The sequence below is a fragment of the Cupriavidus consociatus genome (genome assembly GCF_017814975.1).
GTDB classification, from domain to species: Bacteria; Pseudomonadota; Gammaproteobacteria; order Burkholderiales; family Burkholderiaceae; genus Cupriavidus; species Cupriavidus consociatus.
The window spans coordinates 1-266 of record NZ_JAGIQA010000214.1; the positions used below are offsets into that span (position 1 = coordinate 1).

Here is a 266-nt window from a genome sequence, read left to right on the forward strand (position 1 = left end):
CGCCATGCTCGGACTGACCCGCGGCGCGATGGAGGTCTACAACAACCCCGAACGCTACGCGCCCGAAGCTGTCGCTGCCGAGTTTGCCCGCAACGCCGCCTGGTTCGCCATCTCGGGCGTCGGCGCCATGATCCTCTTTCTTTGCGTGCCGCTCGTCATTCCCCAGAAGCTCGTGCTCGGCGCGCTTGCGGTCTCGGCGCTCGCCTTCGTCATTCCCTTCAGCAGCAGCGGCGTCTGCATCACGCTCCTGCTGACGCGCCTGCCTT

General features: G+C 66.5%; 1 protein-coding gene. It reads left to right on the forward strand.

Annotated features, from left to right (window positions below):
• On the forward strand, positions 1-266 hold a 266-nt coding region (locus J8I82_RS38140; protein WP_209765829.1), incomplete at both ends, for a hypothetical protein.